The sequence below is a fragment of the Streptomyces sp. NPDC001157 genome, assembly GCF_053598255.1.
Map to the genome: position 1 here is coordinate 25,543 of NZ_JBSFJW010000045.1, position 19,734 is coordinate 45,276.

General features: G+C 69.4%; 17 protein-coding genes. 12 read left to right on the forward strand and 5 right to left on the reverse strand.

Going from position 1 to position 19,734, the window contains the following annotated elements:
- Positions 1 to 232 precede the first annotated feature (232 nt).
- From ACWDAG_RS42265 to serA, 4 genes are all read left to right on the forward strand, one after another.
- Positions 233 to 2,080 (forward strand): acetolactate synthase large subunit, encoded by a 1,848-nt coding sequence (locus ACWDAG_RS42265; protein ID WP_450700882.1) that lies wholly within the window; start codon positions 233 to 235, stop codon positions 2,078 to 2,080.
- 22 nt (positions 2,081 to 2,102) lie between these two features.
- Positions 2,103 to 2,627: an acetolactate synthase small subunit gene (gene ilvN, locus ACWDAG_RS42270; RefSeq protein ID WP_366833964.1), complete on the forward strand. Its 525-nt coding sequence runs from the start codon at positions 2,103 to 2,105 to the stop codon at positions 2,625 to 2,627.
- 118 nt (positions 2,628 to 2,745) lie between these two features.
- Positions 2,746 to 3,744, forward strand: a complete 999-nt coding sequence (gene ilvC / locus ACWDAG_RS42275; RefSeq protein ID WP_450700883.1) for a ketol-acid reductoisomerase — start codon at positions 2,746 to 2,748, stop codon at positions 3,742 to 3,744.
- Positions 3,745 to 4,018: 274 nt separating this feature from the next.
- Positions 4,019 to 5,608: a phosphoglycerate dehydrogenase gene (gene serA / locus ACWDAG_RS42280; RefSeq protein ID WP_450700884.1), complete on the forward strand. Its 1,590-nt coding sequence runs from the start codon at positions 4,019 to 4,021 to the stop codon at positions 5,606 to 5,608.
- Between the two features lie 60 nt (positions 5,609 to 5,668).
- Here the strand turns inward: serA and ACWDAG_RS42285 are convergent, their stop codons facing one another.
- Positions 5,669 to 7,189 carry an MFS transporter gene (locus ACWDAG_RS42285; protein WP_450700885.1) on the reverse strand — a complete coding sequence of 507 codons (1,521 nt, stop codon included), beginning with the start codon at positions 7,187 to 7,189 and terminating at the stop codon, positions 5,669 to 5,671.
- A 95-nt stretch (positions 7,190 to 7,284) separates the two neighbouring features.
- Here ACWDAG_RS42285 and ACWDAG_RS42290 point away from each other — a divergent pair, with 95 nt between their 5' ends.
- The gene (locus tag ACWDAG_RS42290; protein ID WP_450700886.1) at positions 7,285 to 7,875 is read left to right on the forward strand and encodes a TetR/AcrR family transcriptional regulator; all 591 of its coding nucleotides are present in this window, start codon (positions 7,285 to 7,287) and stop codon (positions 7,873 to 7,875) included.
- 35 nt (positions 7,876 to 7,910) lie between these two features.
- Here the strand turns inward: ACWDAG_RS42290 and ACWDAG_RS42295 are convergent, their stop codons facing one another.
- Complete coding sequence (locus ACWDAG_RS42295; RefSeq protein WP_450700887.1) at positions 7,911 to 9,122, reverse strand: PucR family transcriptional regulator; 1,212 nt, start codon at positions 9,120 to 9,122, stop codon at positions 7,911 to 7,913.
- Between the two features lie 128 nt (positions 9,123 to 9,250).
- On the opposite strand from ACWDAG_RS42295, the gene ACWDAG_RS42300 reads away from it, so the two are divergent.
- The 4 genes from ACWDAG_RS42300 to ACWDAG_RS42315 all read left to right on the forward strand — a co-directional run bounded on the left by ACWDAG_RS42300 (position 9,251) and on the right by ACWDAG_RS42315 (position 13,298).
- Positions 9,251 to 10,231 carry a proline dehydrogenase family protein gene (locus ACWDAG_RS42300; RefSeq protein ID WP_450700888.1) on the forward strand — a complete coding sequence of 327 codons (981 nt, stop codon included), beginning with the start codon at positions 9,251 to 9,253 and terminating at the stop codon, positions 10,229 to 10,231.
- 51 nt (positions 10,232 to 10,282) lie between these two features.
- Positions 10,283 to 11,914 carry an L-glutamate gamma-semialdehyde dehydrogenase gene (pruA, locus tag ACWDAG_RS42305; protein ID WP_450700889.1) on the forward strand — a complete coding sequence of 544 codons (1,632 nt, stop codon included), beginning with the start codon at positions 10,283 to 10,285 and terminating at the stop codon, positions 11,912 to 11,914.
- 92 nt (positions 11,915 to 12,006) lie between these two features.
- Complete coding sequence (locus tag ACWDAG_RS42310) at positions 12,007 to 12,651, forward strand: hypothetical protein (RefSeq protein WP_450700890.1); 645 nt, start codon at positions 12,007 to 12,009, stop codon at positions 12,649 to 12,651.
- Positions 12,648 to 13,298: a hypothetical protein gene (locus tag ACWDAG_RS42315; protein WP_450700891.1), complete on the forward strand. Its 651-nt coding sequence runs from the start codon at positions 12,648 to 12,650 to the stop codon at positions 13,296 to 13,298. The genes ACWDAG_RS42310 and ACWDAG_RS42315 overlap by 4 nt, the downstream gene beginning before the upstream one ends.
- A gap of 31 nt (positions 13,299 to 13,329) precedes the next feature.
- Here the strand turns inward: ACWDAG_RS42315 and ACWDAG_RS42320 are convergent, their stop codons facing one another.
- On the reverse strand, positions 13,330 to 13,536 hold the full coding sequence (locus ACWDAG_RS42320) for a DUF5988 family protein (RefSeq protein WP_450700892.1): 207 nt from the start codon (positions 13,534 to 13,536) through the stop codon (positions 13,330 to 13,332).
- Between the two features lie 309 nt (positions 13,537 to 13,845).
- Here ACWDAG_RS42320 and ACWDAG_RS42325 point away from each other — a divergent pair, with 309 nt between their 5' ends.
- On the forward strand, positions 13,846 to 13,977 hold the full coding sequence (locus ACWDAG_RS42325) for a hypothetical protein (RefSeq protein WP_106981133.1): 132 nt from the start codon (positions 13,846 to 13,848) through the stop codon (positions 13,975 to 13,977).
- Positions 13,978 to 14,031: 54 nt separating this feature from the next.
- Here ACWDAG_RS42325 and ACWDAG_RS42330 read toward each other — a convergent pair whose 3' ends face one another.
- Complete coding sequence (locus ACWDAG_RS42330; protein WP_450700893.1) at positions 14,032 to 15,594, reverse strand: purple acid phosphatase family protein; 1,563 nt, start codon at positions 15,592 to 15,594, stop codon at positions 14,032 to 14,034.
- A gap of 142 nt (positions 15,595 to 15,736) precedes the next feature.
- Here ACWDAG_RS42330 and ACWDAG_RS42335 point away from each other — a divergent pair, with 142 nt between their 5' ends.
- Both ACWDAG_RS42335 and ACWDAG_RS42340 read left to right on the forward strand, forming a co-directional pair.
- Positions 15,737 to 16,780 (forward strand): 3-isopropylmalate dehydrogenase, encoded by a 1,044-nt coding sequence (locus ACWDAG_RS42335; protein ID WP_450700894.1) that lies wholly within the window; start codon positions 15,737 to 15,739, stop codon positions 16,778 to 16,780.
- A gap of 250 nt (positions 16,781 to 17,030) precedes the next feature.
- Positions 17,031 to 18,119, forward strand: a complete 1,089-nt coding sequence (locus tag ACWDAG_RS42340; RefSeq protein WP_450700895.1) for a branched-chain amino acid aminotransferase — start codon at positions 17,031 to 17,033, stop codon at positions 18,117 to 18,119.
- 38 nt (positions 18,120 to 18,157) lie between these two features.
- Here ACWDAG_RS42340 and ACWDAG_RS42345 read toward each other — a convergent pair whose 3' ends face one another.
- Positions 18,158 to 19,639 (reverse strand): cytosine permease, encoded by a 1,482-nt coding sequence (locus ACWDAG_RS42345; RefSeq protein WP_450700896.1) that lies wholly within the window; start codon positions 19,637 to 19,639, stop codon positions 18,158 to 18,160.
- Positions 19,640 to 19,734 lie beyond the last annotated feature (95 nt).

The window sequence follows — 19,734 nt, forward strand, 5'->3', positions numbered from 1 at the left end:
GTGCCGGGGGGAGGGTCTGTGCCATGCGCACCCGAATTCTCGTACTTGGAAAGCGCGTCGGCTGAGCTGGTGATGTCCGGACGGATCCGGAATTCCCAGCGACCACACCCGGCGCGCTCCCCTCGCTTGCCTTACGGCACGAGGGGTTTTTTGTTGCACAGGCACCAGTCGTGCAGCGCTTGAACACCGCACAAACCTCGCAAAAACCCTCAGCATCGAGAAGAGACTGACGATGACCGAGCAGGCCACCGGGGCCCATCCGCAGCCGCGGCCCCGATCCGGAGGACAGCAGTCCGCACCCGAGCACGTCACGGGTGCGAAGTCCCTCATCCGCTCTCTCGAGGAGGTCGGGGCCGACACGGTATTCGGCATTCCCGGCGGTGCGATCCTTCCTGCGTACGACCCGATGATGGACTCCACCCGGGTGCGCCACGTCCTGGTCCGCCACGAGCAGGGGGCCGGCCACGCGGCCACGGGTTACGCGCAGGCCACCGGCAAGGTCGGCGTCTGCATGGCGACCTCCGGCCCGGGCGCCACCAACCTGGTGACCCCGATCGCCGACGCGCACATGGACTCGGTGCCGCTCGTGGCGATCACCGGGCAGGTCGCGTCCAAGGCGATCGGCACGGACGCCTTCCAGGAGGCGGACATCGTCGGCATCACCATGCCGATCACCAAGCACAACTTCCTGGTCACCAAGGCCGAGGACATCCCGCGCGTCATCGCGCAGGCCTTCCACATCGCCTCCACCGGCCGCCCCGGCCCGGTCCTCGTCGACATCGCGAAGGACGCGCTGCAGGCGCAGACGACCTTCTCCTGGCCGCCGGTCATGGACCTGCCCGGCTACCGCCCGGTGACCAAGCCGCACGCCAAGCAGATCCGCGAGGCCGCCAAGCTGATCACCTCCGCCAAGCGGCCCGTCCTCTACGTCGGCGGCGGTGTCATCAAGGCACACGCCACCGCCGAGCTCAAGGTTCTCGCCGAGCTCACCGGAGCGCCCGTCACCACCACCCTGATGGCGCTCGGCGCATTCCCCGACAGCCACCCGCTGCACGTGGGAATGCCGGGCATGCACGGTGCGGTCACCGCCGTCACCGCGCTGCAGAAGGCCGACCTGATCGTCGCCCTCGGAGCCCGCTTCGACGACCGCGTCACCGGCAAGCTCGACAGCTTCGCCCCGTACGCCAAGATCGTCCACGCTGACATCGACCCCGCCGAGATCGGCAAGAACCGCGAGGCGGACGTGCCGATCGTCGGGGACGCCCGCGAGGTGCTGGCCGATCTGATCCAGGCCGTCCAGAAGGAGCACAACGAGGGCCACCAGGGCGACTACACGGCCTGGTGGAAGGACCTCAACCGCTGGCGCGAGACGTACCCGCTGGGCTACGAGCACCCCGAGAACGGCCAGCTGTCGCCGCAGCAGGTCATCGAGCGCATCGGGCAGCTCGCACCGGAGGGCACGATCTTCGCCGCGGGCGTGGGCCAGCACCAGATGTGGGCCGCGCACTACATCCAGTACGAGAAGCCCGCGACCTGGCTGAACTCCGGCGGCGCCGGAACGATGGGCTACGCGGTCCCGGCCGCGATGGGCGCCAAGGCCGGTGCCCCGGACCGGACGGTCTGGGCGATCGACGGCGACGGCTGCTTCCAGATGACCAATCAGGAGCTCACCACCTGCGCCCTGAACAACATCCCGATCAAGGTCGCCATCATCAACAACGGCGCCCTCGGGATGGTCCGCCAGTGGCAGACCCTCTTCTACAACCAGCGCTACTCCAACACCGTGCTGCACAGCGGCCCGGACGCGGACGGCAAGCAGCCGAGCGCCGGCACCCGCGTCCCCGACTTCGTGAAGCTGTCGGAGGCCATGGGCTGTTACGCGATCCGCTGCGAGGACCCCGCCGACCTCGACAAGGTCATCGAAGAGGCGAACTCCATCAACGACCGCCCCGTCGTCATCGACTTCATCGTCCACGAGGACGCGATGGTGTGGCCGATGGTCGCCGCCGGCACCTCCAACGACGAGATCATGGCCGCCCGGGACGTCCGCCCCGACTTCGGCGACAACGAAGACGACTGAGCGAGAGAGACGCAACCAGACCATGTCCAAGCACACGCTCTCCGTCCTGGTGGAGAACACCCCGGGCATCCTGGCCCGGATCGCCGCGCTGTTCTCCCGCCGCGGCTTCAACATCGACTCGCTCGCGGTCGGCGTCACCGAGCACCCCGACATCTCCCGCATCACCATCGTGGTGGGCGTCGAGGACCTGCCGCTGGAGCAGGTGACCAAGCAGCTCAACAAGCTGGTCAACGTGCTGAAGATCGTCGAGCTGGAGCCTTCGCAGGCCGTTCAGCGCGAACTCGTCCTGGTGAAGGTGCGCGCCGACAACGAGACGCGCTCCCAGATCGTCGAGATCGTCCAGCTGTTCCGCGCCAAGACCGTCGACGTCTCCCCGGAGGCCGTGACGATCGAGGCCACCGGCAGCAACGAGAAGCTGTCCGCCATGCTCAAGATGCTGGAGCCGTACGGCATCAAGGAGCTCGTCCAGTCCGGCACGATCGCGATCGGCCGGGGCGCCCGCTCGATCACCGACCGCTCGCTGCGCGCGCTCGACCGGTCGGCGTAACGACGTATTGAGGCGGCCGGGTGACACCGGCCGCCCGTATTCCGAGACCGCGAAACCTCACTTCCGCCCGCCGTCATACGGTGGGACGCAACATCTGCACTCAAGGAGAGAACCCAAAGTGGCCGAGCTGTTCTACGACGCCGACGCCGACCTGTCCATCATCCAGGGCCGCAAGGTCGCGGTCATCGGTTACGGCAGCCAGGGCCACGCCCACGCGCTGTCGCTCCGTGACTCGGGTGTCGACGTCCGTGTCGGTCTGCACGAGGGCTCCAAGTCCAAGGCCAAGGCCGAGGAGCAGGGCCTGCGCGTGGTGACGCCGTCGGAGGCCGCCGCCGAGGCCGACGTCATCATGATCCTGGTGCCGGACCCGATCCAGGCCCAGGTCTACGAGGAGTCCATCAAGGACAACCTCAAGGACGGCGACGCGCTGTTCTTCGGCCACGGCCTGAACATCCGCTTCGACTTCATCAAGCCCCCGGCGGGCGTCGACGTCTGCATGGTCGCCCCCAAGGGCCCGGGTCACCTGGTGCGCCGCCAGTACGAGGAGGGCCGCGGCGTTCCGTGTATCGCGGCCGTCGAGCAGGACGCGACCGGCAACGCCTTCGCGCTGGCGCTGTCGTACGCCAAGGGCATCGGCGGCACCCGCGCCGGCGTCATCAAGACGACCTTCACCGAGGAGACCGAGACCGACCTCTTCGGCGAGCAGGCCGTTCTCTGCGGTGGTACGGCCGCGCTGGTGAAGGCCGGTTTCGAGACGCTGACCGAGGCCGGCTACCAGCCGGAGATCGCGTACTTCGAGTGCCTGCACGAGCTGAAGCTGATCGTGGACCTCATGTACGAGGGCGGCCTGGAGAAGATGCGCTGGAGCGTGTCGGAGACCGCCGAGTGGGGCGACTACGTCACCGGCCCGCGCATCATCACCGACGCCACCAAGGCCGAGATGAAGAAGGTCCTCGCCGAGATCCAGGACGGCACCTTCGCGCGTGAGTGGATGGCCGAGTACCACGGCGGTCTGAAGAAGTACAACGAGTACAAGCAGAAGGACGCCGAGTCCCTGCTGGAGACCACGGGCAAGCAGCTGCGGAAGCTGATGAGCTGGGTCGACGAGGAGGCGTGACCTCCGTGTCCCGTGGCGGTGCCCTCAGCCGGGGGCACCGCCACGGGGCTCTGCCCCGGACCCCGCTCCTCAATCGCCGGAGGGGCTACAAAATGGCGCCTCTCGTCCGGGTGATCCTTCCGCAGAGGCGTAAGACGATCGTCGTCGCGCCACTACACTGCCGTACAACATACGCGTCAGGCCCACAGCGTCGTGCGTCTCCAACGCGGCTAGCAACCCTCCACCGCCTGCGGCCGTCGGGACGGCCGTCCGCATTGGACTTGTGAGGACTCACGTGAGCTCGAAACCCGTCGTACTCATCGCTGAAGAGCTGTCGCCCGCGACCGTGGACGCGCTTGGCCCCGACTTCGAGATCCGGCACTGCAACGGAGCGGACCGAGCCGAACTGCTCCCCGCCATCGCCGACGTCGACGCGATCCTGATCCGCTCGGCCACCAAGGTCGACGCCGAGGCCATCGCCGCCGCGCACAAGCTGAAGGTCGTCGCACGAGCCGGCGTCGGCCTGGACAACGTGGACGTCTCCGCCGCCACCAAGGCCGGCGTGATGGTCGTCAACGCCCCCACTTCGAACATCGTGACCGCCGCGGAGCTGGCCTGCGGTCTCATCGTCGCCACTGCCCGCCACATCCCGCAGGCCAACGCCGCGCTGAAGAACGGCGAGTGGAAGCGCAGCAAGTACACGGGTGTCGAGCTCGCCGAGAAGACCCTCGGTGTCGTCGGTCTCGGGCGGATCGGTGCGCTGGTCGCCCAGCGCATGTCCGGGTTCGGCATGAAGGTCGTCGCCTACGACCCCTACATCCAGCCCGCCCGCGCCGCGCAGATGGGCGTCAAGGTGCTGTCGCTGGACGAGCTGCTCGAGGTCTCCGACTTCATCACCGTCCACCTGCCGAAGACCCCCGAGACCGTGGGTCTCATCGGCGACGAGGCGCTGCGCAAGGTCAAGCCGAGCGTGCGCATCGTCAACGCCGCGCGCGGCGGGATCGTCGACGAGGAGGCGCTGTACTCCGCCCTCAAGGAGGGCCGCGTCGCCGGTGCCGGTCTCGACGTGTACGCGAAGGAGCCCTGCACGGACTCCCCGCTGTTCGAGTTCGACCAGGTGGTCGCCACCCCGCACCTGGGTGCCTCCACCGACGAGGCGCAGGAGAAGGCCGGTATCGCCGTCGCCCGCTCGGTGCGTCTCGCCCTCGCCGGTGAGCTCGTGCCGGACGCGGTGAACGTCCAGGGCGGTGTGATCGCCGAGGACGTCAAGCCGGGCCTGCCCCTCGCCGAGCGCCTCGGCCGCATCTTCACCGCGCTCGCGGGCGAGGTCGCCGTCCGCCTCGACGTCGAGGTGTACGGCGAGATCACCCAGCACGACGTGAAGGTGCTGGAGCTCAGCGCCCTCAAGGGCGTCTTCGAGGACGTCGTCGACGAGACGGTGTCGTACGTCAACGCCCCGCTGTTCGCGCAGGAGCGCGGCGTCGAGGTACGGCTGACCACCAGCTCGGAGTCCGCCGACCACCGCAACGTCGTCACCGTGCGCGGCACGCTCTCGGGCGGCGAGGAGGTGTCGGTCTCCGGCACGCTGGCCGGCCCGAAGCACCTGCAGAAGATCGTGGCCGTGGGCGACTACGACGTCGACCTCGCCCTTGCCGACCACATGGTCGTGCTGCGGTACGAGGACCGTCCCGGTGTGGTCGGCACGGTGGGTCGTATCTTCGGCGAGGCGGGCATCAACATCGCCGGTATGCAGGTCTCGCGGGCCGTGGCCGGTGGCGAGGCGCTTGCTGTGCTCACCGTCGACGACACGGTGCCCGCCGGGGTGCTGACCGAGGTCGAGGCCGAGATCGGGGCGACGTTCGCCCGTTCCGTGAACCTCGTCTGACGCATCCACAACGCGAAGGGGCCGAGCCGACGTGAGTCGGCTCGGCCCCTTCGCGTTGCCCTACTTGTCGCTGACGTGAATTCCCCGCAGCGCCCTTGCCGCCAGCGCCGCCGCCCCCACCAGCAGTACCGTCCCGGCGATCGCCGCGCCCTGCATCCCGCTCGTGAACGCCTCCCGGGCCATCGCAGCCAGGGCGTCACCCGTGCGCCCCGGCAGCTGACCGGCGACCGCGAGCGCGCCGCCCAGTGTTTCGTGTGCCGCGGCCGGCGCCGAAGCCGGGATGTCGTGGCGGTAGAGCGCCGTACCGATGGAGCCGAGGATCGCCATGCCGAGCGCGCCGCCGAACTCCGCGCCGGTCTCCATCAGGGAGGACGCCGAGCCCGCCCGTTCCACCGGGGCGCTGCTCATCGCGAGGTCCGTGATCTGGGAGATGACCATGACGATGCCGGAGGCGAGGACGCCGCAAGCCGTCAGGACCAGCCAGAGCGAGTCGGTGTCCGCGAGGGCCAGCAGGGCGTAGCCGACGGCGCCGATGGCGAAGCCCGCGGTGACGACGTAGGCGCGATTGACGCCCTTCTGGACCAGCGCGGTCGCCATCGGGGCCGCCATGCCGATCGGCACCGAGGGGAGCAGCGCCCACAGGGCCGCTTCCATCGCGCTCTTGTCGAGCACCGACTGCAGGTACTGCGTGGTGAAGAACGCCGAGCCCAACATGGCGAACGAGGCGACGAGGTTGAGGGCGACGGAGGGGGCGAAGCCGCGGCCGCGGAACAGGGCCGGGGAGATCATCGGGTGCCCGGCAGTGCGCTGACGGTGGACGAAGGCGGCGGCGAAGAGCAGGCCGACCGTGATCGAGACGACGTACTGCGCGTGCCAGCCCTCGGACGGGATCTCCTTGAGGCCGTAGATGACGGGGAGCACCGCTGCCATCGAGAGCGGGACGCTCAGCCAGTCGAAGCGGCCGGGGTTCGGGTCCTTCGACTCGGGCAGCAGGAGCGGGCCGAGGACCAGCAGCAGTGCCATCGCGGGCAGGTTGACCAGGAAGACCGAGCCCCACCAGAAGTACTGGACCAGGACACCGCTCATCACCGAGCCGAGCGCGATGCCGGCCGTCATCACACCGGACCACATGCCGATCGCCTTGGCGCGCTGGCCGGGGTCGGTGAACATCGTGCGGATCAGCGCCATCGTCGACGGCATCAGGGTCGCGCCGCCGATGCCGAGGACCGCGCGGGCCGCGATCAGGGTCTCGGCGCTGTTCGCGTAGGCCGCGGTGAGCGACGCGAGGCCGAAGGCGGCCGCACCGATCAGGAGCAGCTTGCGGCGGCCTATGCGGTCGCCCAGCGAGCCCATCGTCATCAGCAGGCCGGCCAGGACGAAGGCGTAGATGTCGAAGATCCACAGCTGCTGGGTGCCGCTCGGCTCCAGGTCCGCGCTGATCGCGGGGATGGCGAAGTAGAGGACCGAGACGTCCATCGAGACCAGCAGCAGCGGGAGCATCAGCACGCCCAGTGCGGTCCATTCGCGGCGGCCGGCCAGTTGGCCGGACGGGGTTGTGGTGGTGCTCGTCGGGTTCGTCATGCCAGTGACTGTACAAGCGTATTAAACGAGTGTCTAGAACGAATGTATAAGTCATGCGTATAGGACAGGTGTATGGATCGGAGTAGGGTGGGGACATGGGACACCGTGAGGATCTGCTTGAAGGCGCCAAGCGCTGCCTGCTGGAGAAGGGGTTCCTGCGTACGACCGCGCGGGACATCGTCAAGGAGTCGGGGACGAACCTTGCGTCCATCGGCTACCACTACGGGTCGAAGGACGCGCTGCTGGTGCAGGCGTATGTGTCACTGATCGAGGCCACGGGGCACCGGTTCGAGCCCGGCGGGGAGGGGCAGGCCGCGAAGTCGACGCCTGCCGGGTCGCTGGAGCGATTCCGGGCCGTGTGGGAGAACATCGTCGGGGCGGTGGGCGAATCGCGCGCGATCTGGATGCTGAGCTTCGAGCTGATCCTCCAGGGCGACCGCATGCCGGAGGTGCGCCAGATGCTCGTCGAGGCGGAGGAGCAGGGCCGCTCGGGCCTCCTGCCCCTGTTCAACGACATCCCGGAGGAGGAGCAGGGCAAGGAGGCCATCGACAGCGAGGGGCGCTTCTACCAGACCCTCCTCCAGGGGCTCATGGTGCAGTGGCTCTTCAATCCGGACACGGCGACGGACGCCACGCAGCTCACCGAAGGGCTGCGCCGCGTGGTCGCGGGTGTCAACGGGAGCTGACCCGCTTGCGGCATGCCGCATCAGCAGCGGCAGGGCTACAGCCTTGCGCCCTTCAACGTCATGTGCAGCAGCAGCCGGTCCTCGCCGTCGTCCAGGTCGAGGCCCGTCAGCTTCTCCACGCGGGACAGGCGGTAGTACAGGGTCTGGCGGTGGATGCCCAGCTCGGCGGCCGTGCGGGCGGCCTGGCCCGCGCAGTCGAGGTAGATCTCGGCGGTGCGGGCGAGTTCGCGGTAGGTGGGGGACAACAGGGCATGTACGGCAGGGTCGTGGGCCACTTCCGGGGGCAGCGCGGTGAGCAGGCGGAACGGGCCGATGTGTGCCCACTCCGCGACCGGACCGAGCCGGGGCTCCGCCAGCGCGGCCCGCGCCGCCGCCAGGGCCTCGCGCCAGGCCGTCGCCAGCTCCGCGAGCCCGGTGCGCGCGGCCGCGATCCCGCACGCCGCCGTGCCGCCCCCTTCCAGCTGCCGCGCCCGCTCCAGCAGCCGCCCCGCCGCCGAGCCGGCCGGTGTCAGGACGTCCGCCGAGCGCAGCCGTACCAGCAGGGCCAGGGACTGGGAGTCCGCGCCCCACGGCACCGTGCACAGCGCCGTCGCCCCCGGCACCGTACGGACCGAAGGGGCGTCGTCCGGGTCGGCGGACGGCCAGGGGGTCACGCAGACCATCGTGTGCAGGCCGTCCGCGCGGGAGCCCAGCGCGGTGCGCAGCTCCGCCACCGCCATGTCCTGCGGCCAGCCGCGCTCGGCGGTGAGCACGGCCCGCAACTCCCGGGTGAGGTCGGCGCCGTGCTGCGCCTCGTCCGCCAGCAGAGCGCCGATGCGGGCCGCCACGTCCATCGCCGCCGTCAGCTGCCGCTCGGTCGGGCCCGGGTCGGAGTCCAGCAGCCACACATAACCCAGGACGACACCCCGATGGCGTACCGGCAGACAGATACGTCCCCGGTACACGCCCGCCTCGGGCGTCGGCGGGATACGGACCGGGCCCGTCGCCCTCGTGATGCCGAAGCCCTCGAACCACGAACGGACCGCGGCCGTGGAGCGCCGCGTCAGGATCGAGCGGGTGCGCACGGGGTCCAGGGCGGAGGCGTCGAGGTCGCCCTCACTGTCGTACGCACCGAAGGCGATCAGCTCGAAGTCCCGGTTCTCCAGGGTGGCGGGGGCGCCGAGAAGCTCGGAGATCTCGTCGACCAGCTCCTGGTAGTCACCTGCGTGGCTGAAGGCTTCGGACGTCACTCGGGCATTCTCCCGCATTTCCGGGCCCGCTTCATACATCTGTCTGAGATCTGCGGCACGGATGCGTGACAGCTGTCGATGGCTGAGGATCGGAGGGATCCTTAGGTTTCACGGTGGTTCTATCTGCTGGTTTGTGGAGGTGCCCCGTGCTGGGTCCCGTGATTCTTGCCGCGTCGCGCAGCGACCGGATGCGACGCCTGATCTCGGCGGCCCCGGTGACCAAGCAGGTCGTCGACCGCTTCATCCCCGGTGAGACCGTCGACGACATCGTGCCGATCATCAAGGACCTCACCGGGCGCGGCCTGGAGCTGACGATGGACGTCGTCGGCGAGGACATCACCACCCCCGAGCAGGCCGCCGCGGCCAGGGACGCCTACCTGGCGCTGATCGACCGGCTCAGGCAGCTGGAGCTCGTCGAGCGGGTCGAGATGTCCGTGAAACTGTCGATGTTCGGTCAGTCCCTCCCGTCGCCCACCACCGCCCTGTTCGAAGGGCCCTTCGGGCCCGCCCCTGCATTCCACGGCGGCCACGAGCTGGCCCTCGCCAACGTCCGGCCCGTCGTCGAGGCCGCCGCCGCCATCGGTACGACGGTCACGCTCGACGCCGAGGACCACACCACCCTCGACTCGATGTTCGCCATCCACGAGGAACTGCGCAGGGACTTCCCGCAGACGGGCTGCGTCATCCAGGCCTACCTGTTCCGCACCGAGGCCGACGCCCGCCGCCTCGCCGCGGCCGGCAGCCGGGTGCGCCTGGTGAAGGGCGCGTACAAGGAGCCCGCCGAGGTCGCGTACCAGCAGAAGCAGGAGATCGACAAGGCGTATGTGCGGATCCTCAGGATCCTGATGGAGGGCGAGGGGTACCCGATGGTCGGGTCCCACGACCCGCGCCTGATCTCCATCGCCCAGGAGCTGGCCCGCAAGGCCGGGCGCAAGCCCGACGAGTACGAGTTCCAGATGCTCTACGGCATCCGTAGCGACGAGCACCTCCGACTCGCCGCCGAGGGCCACCGGATGCGCGTCTACACCGCCTACGGCACCGACTGGTACGGCTACTTCATGCGAAGGCTCGCGGAGAAGCCGGCGAACCTGCGCTTCTTCGTCCGCAGCATGCTCAGCAAGGGCTGACCCCGCACCCCGCTCGCAACACCCGCTCAACATCAAGGAGTTACGGATCCCATGGACGCTGTGACCCAGGTCCCCACCCCCGTCAACGAGCCGGTGCACGGCTACGCCCCCGGCTCGCCCGAGCGTGCCCGGCTGGAAGCCAAGCTCAAGGAACTGGCCGAGAACCCGGTCGACCTGCCGATGACGATCGGTGGCGAGAAGCGGATGGGCGGCGGCGAGCGGTTCGACGTCGTGCAGCCGCACAACCACAAGGCCCGCCTGGGCACGTACGCCAACGCCACCCAGCAGGACGCGCAGGACGCCATCGACGCGGCCCTTGCCGCCGCGCCCGCCTGGCGCGCGATGTCCTTCGACGACCGCGCCGCGATCATCCTGCGCGCGGCCGAGCTCCTCTCCGGCCCGTGGCGCGAGACCCTTGCGGCCTCCACCATGCTCGGCCAGTCGAAGACCGCCCAGCAGGCCGAGATCGACTGTCCCTGCGAGCTCATCGACTTCTGGCGCTTCAACGTCGCCTACGCCCGCCAGATCCTGGCCGAGCAGCCCCCGGCCAACTCCCCGGGCGTGTGGAACCGTCTCGACCACCGCCCGCTGGAGGGCTTCGTCTACGCGATCACGCCGTTCAACTTCAGCGCGATCGCGGGCAACCTGCCCACCGCCCCGGCGCTCATGGGCAACGTCGTCGTCTGGAAGCCGTCCCCGACCCAGACCCACGCGGCCGTCCTGCTGATGCGGCTGCTGGAGGAGGCGGGCCTGCCCAAGGGCGTCATCAACCTCGTCACCGGCGACGGCATCGAGGTCTCCAAGGTGGCGCTGGTCCACCGCGACCTCGCGGGCATCCACTTCACCGGCTCGACCAAGACCTTCCAGTACCTGTGGAAGACGGTCGGCAACAACATCGAGAAGTACCGCTCCTACCCGCGGCTGGTCGGCGAGACCGGCGGCAAGGACTTCCTGGTCGCCCACCCCAGCGCCGACCGCGCGATCCTCAAGACGGCGCTCACCCGCGGAGCCTTCGAGTACCAGGGCCAGAAGTGCAGCGCGACCTCCCGCGCCTACATCCCGGCGTCCATCTGGAACTCCGGCTTCAAGGAGGAGTTCGCGACCGAGGTCGACTACCTGACGATGGGTGACGTCACGGACCTCTCCAACTTCATCGGCGCCGTCATCGACGAGCGCGCCTTCGCCAAGAACAAGGCCGCCATCGACCGCGCGAAGTCCGACCCGGCCTGCACGATCGTCGCGGGCGGCACCTACGACGACTCGGTCGGCTACTTCGTCCGTCCGACCGTCGTCGAGTGCAACGACCCGGAGAACGAGGTCTTCCGCACCGAGTACTTCGGCCCGTTCCTCGCCGTGCACGTCTACGAGGACGACAAGTACGAGGAGATGCTGACCCAGATGGAGTCGGTGTCCGACTACGCGCTGACCGGCTCGGTCATCTCGGGCGACCGCGCGGCGGCGGCGTACACGATGGAGAAGCTGCGCTACGCGGCCGGCAACTTCTACATCAACGACAAGTCGACCGGCGCCGTCGTCGGCCAGCAGCCCTTCGGCGGCGGCCGCGCCTCCGGCACCAACGACAAGGCCGGCGCCCCGCAGAACCTGCAGCGCTGGACCCTGACCCGAGCGATCAAGGAGACCCTGGTCCCGCCGACGGACTACACGTACCCGCACATGGGCTGACCGTTCTCGTAAGCGGCCGGGATGTGCGGCATGCTGGCCTCGCACATCCGGGCCGCCGGCCCTGTGTGCCCGTCGAGGAGGGGGTCCCTGAGATGAACGCGGAAGCCGACGACCCGTCAGTGATCCTCTTCGATCTCGGCAACGTCCTGTTCTGCGACCCATGGGAGACACTGCTGCTGACCCCCGGGGCGGGACTCGCGGACCGGTGGGGGCTCGCCCCCTCGGCCGTCCGGGAGGCAGGCCGGCGGCTGTGGCGGGAGTTCAGCGTGCGGGAGAGCACGGAGGCGGAGTACTGGCAGGCGCTCTCCCGGGAGCTGGGGCGCACCGTTCCCCCCGAGCTGGTCCAGGAGCTGGAGGAGGAACTGCTGGTGGCGAACCCCGCCGCCGGTGAGCTGCTCGCGGCCGCCTCCGCCGACGGGGCGCGGCCTGTGGGCATCGCCTCGAACAACACGTCCTTCTGGTACGTCAAGCAGGCGCAGCGACTGGACCTCGCCCGCTGGATCGACCCCGAACTCGTCTTCCTGTCCTGCCGGTTGGGGCTGACCAAGAGTTCGCCCGGACGGGGGCTCCTGGATGTCGCCGCGGAGCACACGCCACCGCGGTCCACGCTGATCGTGGAGGACCGGGCGGCCAACCTGGACCGTGCCAGGGCACTCGGATTCCGCACGTTCGCCTACGCCTTCATGGATCCCGGTGGTGTGTCGGCGGCGGAGTTGCTGGAAACAATGTCAGGGTGACCGACCCGCCGCCGTCGCCTCCCGCCCCGCGCAGGGCCGCCGCCCGCGGCCGGCCTCCGGATGCGGCGGCCTCGGCGGCGCTGACAGCGCTCCTCGCCGAGTACAACTCGCTGCGGTCGGAGAGCCTGCAGGCGATCAGCAACCGCATCCAGATCATGAACTTCGCGTTCACCTCGCTCGCGGTCGTCACCGCGGCGATGCTCACGTCCGACCTCTCTCGCGGCATCCTGATACCGGCCTGTCTGATCTTCGTCCCCGGTGCCGCGAAGGCGAGCCTGCTCATCTGGCTGGGCGAATACCATCGCTCCCAACGGGCCGGCCAGGGCGTGGCAGCGGTCGAGCGTCAGATCAACGGTGCCCTCGGGCAAGGGGAGTTGCTCGGCTGGGAGTCGCGGCTCGTCTCGTCCGGCACTCACATGGGGTATCCGTACATCGCCACCGCCGTGTTCATCCTGAGCACGGGTGTCCTGGCAGAGAGCCTCGGCGCCTACTTCCTGACCGAAGCCCTGGACCCCCACCCGGCCCTCCTCGGCGACCTCGCCATCGCAGGCGCGGTGCTCCTCTACGCCGTCGCTTCCGAGACGCTCTTCCTGCGCTTCTTCCTCCGCCGCTGGCGAGCGATCCGCAACGCCACGCACAGCGCCTAGGAAAGCACCTGAGCTCTCTCCGGTGGACCGGTCAGCCGGGCAGTTCCGTGCGCTCCCACCACTCGTACACCGGGAGCGTGCCCTCCGGTGTGTCCGCGTGACGGGTGGTCCGCCTGAAGTGTTCGTAGCCGTTGCGCAGCTCGATTTTCAGGTCTGCTCCGGGAGTCGTGATCGGGACGATCCGTTCGGGCAGATCCTGCGGGCCGCCCTCGAGAAGTGCCTTGGCCTTGTCGTTCATGACCTCACCGTTCCCTTCGCCGGTGGCTGTTGTCGCATGCCGTGCCGAGGATCAGCCGTGTGGGCGAAAGCCCAGCTCAGAGCGGTGTGAGCCAATCCACCGTCTCAGATAGTAGGAAGTCCGAGTAATTGTGGAGACAGACCGGGCCCGCTCGCTTACTTTTGTAGGAGCCGAACGTCTCGCTCGACCAAGCGAATGGCGGTCGTGAGCGCGCCCCGTGCAGGCAACCCCTGCGGCGCCGCTCCCCGCCCCATCCGGCGTCTCGTAACCCCTTTCCGCACTCCCGGATTTCGAAGGAGTCGATTTCCCATGGCCGAGACGACCGCACGCCGCCGAGTCCGTCACAGCTCCCGTACGAGCGAGTCCGACCGCAAGAACGCCGCAGCCGCCCTCCAGCGCGCCCTGGACCGCAGGGACAACGGCGGTTCGACCGGCCACTGAGCCGGGCATCACATCTGAGCCGGGAGCCGCACCCGCATGAGGTGCGGCGCGGACTCACACCCCGCGCCGCACCTCGAAGTGATCGATGCGCTCGCCGCCGTCCGTGAGCGCCGACACCTTCAGGGCGGGCCTCGCACCGCTCTCCGCCTCCACCGTGAGGAGCGAGAAGCCCCGGTAGCGCACCCGCGACCACTCCACGGTCTCCGCCGCGGAGGCCTTCGACTTCGTCCACTGGAAGGTGTCGACCGAGTCGTGGTGCGTGACGTGTCCCTCGTAGCTCTCCTTCACACCGGTCGGGAAGCCGTACAGATCACGGCCGCCGCCGCCCGCCGTGACGTACACGATCCCGTCCCGTGTCGGGTCGGTCGACGCACCGATGGGGACCGGCCTGCCGACCCCGCCGTTCCTGATGGCGTCCGTCCGCTCGTAGACATGGTTGTGGCCGTTGATCACCAGGTCCACCTGGTGCCTGGCGAACAGCGGCAGCCATTCCGCCCGTACCCCGCCGTCGGAGGCGTGCGCGGAGGTCGAATAGGCGCAGTGGTGGAAGAAGACGACGATGAAGTCGATCCCCTTCGCCGACCGCAGCTCGGCCAGCTTCTCGTCCAGCCACCTGGTCTGCCTGCCGCCGCTGTAGCCGAAGTTGGCGGGGATCTCGTACGAGACGTCGTTCGCGTCCAGCGCCACGAAGCCGACGTTGCCGTAGGTGAACGCGTACACCCCGGGCGCCGTGCGCGCGTCGAAGCCGCTGCCCGGGAGGGAGAAGCGGGCCAACTGGCCGCCGTAGCCCTCCGGCGAGTACCAGGCCTCCATGTCGTGGTTGCCGGTCGTCACCATCCACGGGACCGACCTGGCCACCGGCTCGTTCTGCTTGAGGAACAGGTCCCAGAACGCGGGGTCGTAGCCGTCCGACTTCTCGCCCCGGCCGTTGGTGTCGGCGTAGCAGATGTCGCCCGCGTGCAGGTGGAAGGCGGGCTTCTGGCGCAGGATGACGTGATCGTTGGCGGCCGCGGCCTGGCTGACGCCCTGGTCGCCGAAGGCCGTGAACACGAACTTCTCCGGCGACGCCGGCGCCGTGCGGAAGGTGCCGATCGTCGAGCGGTGCTTCGGGGCTGCCGGATCGAAGCCCTCGTGGCCCACGCCGTAGTAGTACGTCGTGCCGGGGCGCAGGCCGTCCAGGGCCGCGTGGAGGTAGTACTGCTCCAGCGCAGGACGCACGCCCGTCACGCCCGGCGTGTGCAGAGCGCGGACCTCGGCCTCGATCTTCCGGCTCAGGTCGTCCGGCTTCGCGCCGATGCGGACGTACGGCTTCCGCACCGCCAGCGGGACCTGCCAGGAGACCCGCATCTGCGACTTCGGGTCGGCGCCGAAGGCGAGATGCCGGCCGAAGGGGGCGACGACCGAGCCGTGCACCGTCGGGGTCGCGGGCGCCGAGGTCCTCGTGCCCTGCGCTCCCGACCCGCCGCCGCAGCCGCTCAGCAGCCCGCCCGCCGCCACCGCGCCCGCGTTCACCAGCGTGCGGCGCCGGACCAGCTTGGTACGCAGGTACTCGTGCTGCTCGGCCATGCTCATGCGGCTTGCGAGCTGCGGCGGGATGCCGAAGTCGGGTATGTCCATGGGAAGGAACTTCCCAGCGATGGCCAACGCCCGCCAGACATACGGGTGAACGGGCGACGACCAGTTGGCGCCACCCGTCACCGGCATGTCCGTATGGCGGACACGGCATGTCATCCCATGGGACGGGGAGTAGGGTTCCCACATGTCTCGCAGCATCAATCTCGCAGTGATTCCCGGTGACGGCATCGGCCAGGAGGTCGTGGCCGAAGGTCTGAAGGTCCTCTCCGCCGTCCTTCCGCAGGATGTGAAGCTGGAGACCAAGGAGTACGACTTCGGCGCCAAGCGCTACCACGACACCGGTGAGACCCTCACCGACGCCGACCTCGACGCGCTGAAGAAGCACGACGCCATCCTGCTCGGCGCCATCGGCGACCCGTCGGTCCCGTCCGGCGTGCTGGAGCGCGGCTTCCTGCTCAAGCTCCGCTTCGCCTTCGACCACCACGTCAACCTGCGTCCGTCGAAGCTCCTCCCCGGCGTGGCCACCCCGCTGGCCGGCGAGCCGAGCATCGACTTCGTCGTGGTCCGTGAGGGCACCGAGGGCCCGTACACCGGCAACGGCGGCACCATCCGCAAGGGCACCGAGCACGAGGTCGCCACCGAGGTCTCCGTGAACACGGCCTTCGGTGTCGAGCGCGTCGTCCGCGACGCCTTCGCCCGCGCCCAGGCCCGCCCGCGCAAGAAGCTCACTCTGGTCCACAAGAACAACGTGCTGACCTTCGCGGGTCACCTGTGGACCAACATCTTCAACAAGGTGGCCGAGGAGTTCCCCGAGGTCACCACCGACTACATCCACGTCGACGCCGCGACCATCTACCTGGTCACCGACCCCGGCCGCTTCGACGTGATCGTCACCGACAACCTCTTCGGCGACATCATCACCGACCTCGCCGCGGCCGTCTCCGGTGGCATCGGCGTCGCCGCGAGCGGGAACATCAACCCGTCCGGCGAGTTCCCCTCGATGTTCGAGCCCGTGCACGGCTCGGCGCCCGACATCGCGGGCCAGGGCAAGGCCGACCCCTCCGCCACCGTCCTGTCCGTCGCGCTGCTCCTGCGCCACCTCGGCTACGAGGCCGAGGCCGCCCGTATCGACGAGGCGGTCTCCGCCGACCTCGCCGAGCGCACCGGCAAGCCCGCCCGCTCCACGTCGGAGATCGGCGACGCGCTGGCCGTACGAGTAGCCGGCTGACCCCGCCGCCTCTCGAAAGTTTCGAAGCCGCCGGGTCGCATCAGCACCCGGCGGCTTCCGCTGTGTCCCCGCCGGGTGCCACCATCATCCCTGGACCGCATTTCACGCCGTTTCTTCCACGGTCCCCGCCTTGCGATAATCGAACGCGGAGCCGCGGATTGAGGGAATGCTCGGACGTCCCAGCACTGGCCACCGGCCGTACGGACGTGAGCGCGGCCCGTCACACACAACCGGTGAAGGACAACCACTCATGACGACGCCCACGATCGAGCTCAAGCCCTCGGCCTCGCCGCTCTCCGACGCGGAGCGCGAGGCGATCCTGGCGAACCCCGGGTTCGGCCGCCACTTCACCGACCACATGGTGACGATCAAGTGGACCGAGGGCCGCGGCTGGCACGACGGCCAGCTCGTCCCGTACGGCCCGCTCTCGCTCGACCCGGCGAACATGACCTTGCACTACGCGCAGGAGATCTTCGAGGGCCTCAAGGCCTACCGCCGCCCGGACGGCTCGGTCGCCACCTTCCGCCCCGAGATGAACGCCCGCCGCTTCCAGCGCTCCGCGCACCGCCTCGGCATGCCCGAGCTTCCGGTCGAGACCTTCATCGAGGCCTGTGACGTCCTCGTCCAGCAGGACAAGGCATGGGTGCCCGCGCACGGCGGCGAGGAGTCCCTCTATCTGCGCCCGTTCATGATCGCGACCGAGGTCGGCCTGGGCGTGAAGCCCGCCAACGAGTACCTCTTCCTGGTCATCGCCTCCCCGGCCGGCGCCTACTTCCCCGGCGGTGTCAAGCCGGTCTCCATCTGGCTCTCCGAGGACCGCGTCCGCGCCGTCCCCGGCGGCATGGGCGACGCGAAGACGGGCGGCAACTACGCGGCCTCCCTGCTCGCCCAGGCCGAGGCCGCCGCCAAGGGCTGCGACCAGGTCTGCTACCTCGACGCGGTCGAGCACAAGTGGGTCGAGGAACTCGGCGGCATGAACCTGTACTTCGTGTACGGCGACAAGATCGTCACCCCGTCGCTGACGGGCTCCATCCTGGAGGGCGTCACCCGTGACTCGCTCCTGACCGTCGCCCGCGACCTCGGCTACGAGTCCGAGGAGGGCCGCATCTCCATCGACCAGTGGCAGCGCGACGCCGAGAACGGCACGCTGACCGAGGTCTTCGCCTGCGGGACCGCCGCCGTGATCACGCCGGTCGGCACCGTCAAGCGCGCGACCGCCGAGTGGCAGCAGGCGGGCGGCGAGCCCGGCGAGGTCACCCTCAAGCTCCGCGAGGCCCTGCTGAACATCCAGCGCGGGACGGCGGAGGACAAGCACGGTTGGATGCACGTTCTCGGCTGAGGGCTGAGCGGGGTTCTGTGCGGGGGGTTGCCGTCACCCTACTGGGGGGCTGCGCCCCCCAGGCCCCCCGCTTCGGCCTGGACGGCCTCGTCCTCAAGCGCCGGACGGGCTGGGGTGGCCGGCCGGGACTTGGGAAGCACCCTCAGTTGCAGCACCGCGTACGTCAGGCCGCCCACCAGCCCCGACAGTACGAAGCTGCAGTCCACCCCGCCCGTCAGCGACAGCAGCGGGCCCTCGTACGACGGCAGTGACACCGCCAGCAGGCCGAACCCGGCGCCCACCGCCCAGGACACCGTGGCCGCAGGGTTCCAGCCGGCCCGGTACCAGTAGATCCCGCCCCGGGCGCGGCGGTTGAAGACCTGGAGGGCGTCCGCGTCGTACACCCCGCGGCAGCGCACGAAGCCGATGAGGGTGATGACCGCCCACGGGGTGCCGATGGCCGTCAGGAGCAGGACGAAGGACGTCATCGCGGACTGCGCGTTCCAGGTGTAGTGGCCGATGAAGACGCAGGCCGTGGCGACGACCGCGACGGTGTACGTGGCTCGGGCCCGGGACGCCCGCGGCAGGATCGCGTCCAGGTCGAGGCCCATGGAGTACAGCATCAGACCCGCGTTGCCGACCGAGCCCGCGGAGGCGGACAGCAGGAGCGGGATCAGGTACCAGGCGGGGGACGCCGTCACCAGCGGGCCCGCGTAGTCCGTCGCCGCGCGGGCCGCGTACGCCGTGAAGGTGCCGAAGAGCTGGGGCACCAGCAGGCCCAGGATCAGGCCGAGCCAGGTCGCGTGCAGGACCCGGCGGGAGGTGTGGCGGGCCGGGGAGATGTAGCGGGTGTAGTCGCCGAGGAGGGTGATGAAGGCGATCGGGCCGGACAGGCCCGCGGCCACCGTCGCCAGGAACCAGGTCGGCCAGTAGCCGCCCAGCAGGTAGCCGCCGGTCTCCGGGATCGCCGACGTCGTGAAGTGCGGGGCGTACGCGACGACGCCCAGCGCCAGCAGCGCCGTCATGCCGATCGCCAGGACCCGGGACATGGCCAGCAGCACCCGGTACCCGTACACCGCACCGGCGACCGTCGCTCCGGCGAGGAGCGCGTAGACCAGGGCGTACGCCACTCCGTCCACCGGCAGACCGAACAGCCGCCGCAGCACGCCCACCATCACGTCCCCGCCGATCCACACGGTCAGTGCCGTGTAGCCGAGGGCGAGCAGCAGACCGACCACCGAGCCGACCAGCCTGCCGCGCACGCCGAACTGGGCGCCGGAGGAGGTGGAGAGGTTCGTCGCGGTGCGCAGGGAGATCAGGGCCAGGGGCGCCGTCAGGGCCGTGCCCGCCACCGTGCCGACCACGATCGAGCTCAGCGACGACCACCAGTCCAGGCCGAACGACGGCGGCAGCCAGCCGAAGATGATCACGCCCAGACAGAGGTTGGAGCCCAGGAGGATCGAGACGAGATCGCAGGGCCCGCTGGTGCGTTCCTCGTCGGGGATGGTGTCCACTCCGCGCTGTTCCATCGAGATCGGCATGGCGGCCCTTTCGGTTGGTTAGAGCGGCACTCAATGTGACCCCTCACGCTGCGGCCGTCAAGGCCTTCCTCCTTCGCATTTCCACGTTTAGAGTG